Annotated in this window: 3 protein-coding genes and 1 pseudogene; 3 read left to right on the top strand and 1 reads right to left on the bottom strand. The window is 60.6% G+C overall.

Features of this window, described 5'->3' with window-relative positions; translation table 11 throughout:
* Both QTI66_RS39370 and QTI66_RS39365 read left to right on the top strand, forming a co-directional pair.
* A pseudogene (locus QTI66_RS39370) lies at positions 1 to 420 on the top strand (hypothetical protein); the annotation flags it as partial.
* 204 nt (positions 421 to 624) lie between these two features.
* The gene (locus QTI66_RS39365) at positions 625 to 789 is read left to right on the top strand and encodes a hypothetical protein (protein ID WP_286565809.1); all 165 of its coding nucleotides are present in this window, start codon (positions 625 to 627) and stop codon (positions 787 to 789) included.
* 349 nt (positions 790 to 1,138) lie between these two features.
* Here QTI66_RS39365 and QTI66_RS39360 read toward each other — a convergent pair whose 3' ends face one another.
* The gene (locus QTI66_RS39360) at positions 1,139 to 1,921 is read right to left on the bottom strand and encodes a TGL-type protein-glutamine gamma-glutamyltransferase (protein WP_286565808.1); all 783 of its coding nucleotides are present in this window, start codon (positions 1,919 to 1,921) and stop codon (positions 1,139 to 1,141) included.
* A gap of 445 nt (positions 1,922 to 2,366) precedes the next feature.
* Here QTI66_RS39360 and QTI66_RS39355 point away from each other — a divergent pair, with 445 nt between their 5' ends.
* On the top strand, positions 2,367 to 2,753 hold the full coding sequence (locus QTI66_RS39355; RefSeq protein ID WP_286565807.1) for an ABC transporter substrate-binding protein: 387 nt from the start codon (positions 2,367 to 2,369) through the stop codon (positions 2,751 to 2,753).
* Positions 2,754 to 2,761: the final 8 nt, after the last annotated feature.

Genomic DNA, 2,761 nt, shown 5'->3' with positions numbered 1-2,761 from the left:
AACCAGTCCAGTACGCGTGCGGTCGCGGACGGTAGCTTGCAGGCGAAGCTGATGTCGTCGCCGCCGTCGGACAAGACAGTCACGGGCACCTCCGGACCAATCCCGATCGATGCGCGCAACGACTACAGCCTTGCCACCGGTCTCGCTGCGACGCAGCCCGCGAAGCTGAAGCAGATGCAGGCCGTCTTCTTGAAAGAGGCGGTGAAGTACAACGTGCTACCGATTGATGACCGCAGCGTAGAGCGCTTCAATGCGGCGATCGCCGGGCGGCCCGACCTGATGGGACCGCGTACTTCGATGACGCTCTACCCGGGTATGACAGGCATGATGGAGAACACGTTCATCAACCTGAAGAACCGCTCCAACACGATCACCGCTGAGATCGACGTTCCACAGGGCGGCGCGGAGGGCGTGGTCTAAAGAGGGCGGTTCGGCGGCTTCAGCCTGTACCTGAAGGTCGGCAAGCCTACGTACACCTACAACTGGGTCGGCCTCGAACGATACACAGTTGCCTCTCCCCAAGCGCTTCCGCCCGGCAAGGCAACCATCAAGCTGGACTTCGCGTATGACGGCGGCGGGCCCGGCAAAGGTGGCATCGCTTCACTTTCGGTCGGCGGACAGAAGGTGACCGAGGGCCGAATTGAGAGAACAATACCATTCCTCATCTCACCCGACGAGGCCGCCGATGTTGGCGAGGACGATGACACGCCCGTCTCGGGCCACTACGTGGCGGGCATGAAGAGCCGCTTTACCGGGAAGATCGAGAAGGTTACCGTCGAGGTGCGGTGAACTAAAGGCAAGCCGCGGCGTTCATGCCAGGCGGGCAGGCCACGAACAGGACCGGACCCAGCGGGTCGGCGCGTCTGGTCCAGGCACTACTTGAACGTGTAGCCACGACCCTCGAGGCGTGCGGCGCGCGCCTTGGCAAATGAAGCCTGCTTTTGCTGCGTGGCCGCTGACTGCTGCTGTTGGGCCGAGTTCGCAGCAGCCACGTTCTGCTCGTGAGCCGAGATTGCGCGCCATCAGGTTTTCGATACTCAGGATCGGGGTACAGCGCTGGCGTACAAGCTGACGGCGTTTGCGCAGCAGGTGATCGACCTGTTGCGCGCGCCCGTGCCCGACGCCATCGCCGCTCAAGTTAAGGCGTTTGCTCCAGGACAATGTCTTGACCCCGGGGCGGTTTCGGAAATGGCGGGGACACCCAAGCGGGAAGGTCCTCGTACCCGAACAGATGCGGGACCAAGCGAATGTTCAGCACCAAGCCGCCCTCCTCTGGGGTCTTGCCCAAATGCTCATAGTCCTGCAAGCTCAGCGGCACCAGTTTGGCCGCGTGGCGGGAACGGCTGAAAACGCCATGGCGCCACTGGTAGACCGCTTCGAGCTTTTCACGGAAGGCGTACGAGTGGTCGTTGTCGTTGTAGTAGTCGCTGAAGCGGTTTTGGCCCATGTATATGGCGTTTGAGCCTTCGTAGCCGGTCTTGAGCGAACGAGCGTGGTCGGTGTTGAGGATGTAGGCCCAGTCGCCGGGCACAAAGTTGCCAGCAGCCACGCCTTCTTCAATGCGAAGCAGCTTGCCAAGGTCGTTCTGACGTGCGCGGTCGAACTCCACCTCAAACTTCCAGGTGCGGGCTGGCTCGATGTTGACGAGGGGGTCCTCGTCCGCCCAGAGCCGGCTTTTGACCTCAGCGAACTGCTCTCTAGAGGTCTTCATGCGCCCGTAGTCGTCGACCACCGCATGGAAGATGACCATCTTTACGGCGGTATAGCAGCCGATGGTATACCGCTCCTGCCGGGTGATCGCGTCCATGAGCGCCTCAGCAATCTCGCGCCTCGGGGTTCCATGGTCCCAGAACCGTGGGTTCCATTTCGCGGGTCCGCCATTGGGCCAGTTCCATTCAAGCACCTCCGACCAGGCAACCATGGCCCGACGCAGGTGACGTGGTCGACAAATGCCTCGAGAGAGCAGGCCTTGCCATCAAATTTCGTCATGCGGCCGTGCTGCATCAGCGCAAGCGCAATCTCCTTGCGAGAAACCGTGTCGACCGCTCGGGTCTTGCCGCCCTTCGCCGGAAAAAAATTTCCTTCTTCACGGCGTAGGTGGGCCGGTACTTGAAGTCCAGGGTGTTAGTGTCACCGGGCGCTGTCGTGAGCGTGTACGACACCTCTGTGCCCGAAGTATTTAGCGTCCGAGCGTATAGCTCGGGGCCGATGCCGAGCTGCCGGAAATAGCTTTCCAGAGCAGGTCCCAGCACTCGCGCCTGCTCAGGTTCGCAATGAAACAGGATGCCGTCAGCAGTTGCGGCCGCAGAGGGAGACGCGCCGGCTGAAGAATAAGCAGCAACGGCAAGGTCGACGCGCGCTACACCTTGACCACCGACGCGATGCTGAAGCAACTGTCGTCAGGCCGAGCGGCTATTGCATATAACGTCGTCGGTTCGTACGCGTTAGCTCAAGCTCGCAACGATCCAAGCATAGGTGTGGTTTTCCCGACGGACTACACCCTGGTGCTGTCACGCCTGCAACTTATCAGCAAGAAAGCCACGCATCCGAACGCCGCTCGCCTGTGGGTGGACTACGTGCTCTCCAAGCGCGGGCAAACAATCATCGCGAACCAAGCTGGACTCTATGCCGTACGTGACGACGTTGATGGTTGGGCTGCTGCCGGTTTCAAAGACACCTTGTTAAGGTGTGAAATGAAACCGGAGGTGGTTTATGGGAACGAGAAGGCAATTCAGCCGAGAGTTCAAGCTTGAGGCAGTCA

The organism is Variovorax brevis (assembly GCF_030317105.1).
Classification (GTDB): Bacteria; Pseudomonadota; Gammaproteobacteria; order Burkholderiales; family Burkholderiaceae_C; genus Variovorax; species Variovorax brevis.
The sequence above is the reverse complement of the archived record's forward strand: the minus strand, read 5'-3'. Positions and strand labels throughout refer to the sequence as shown.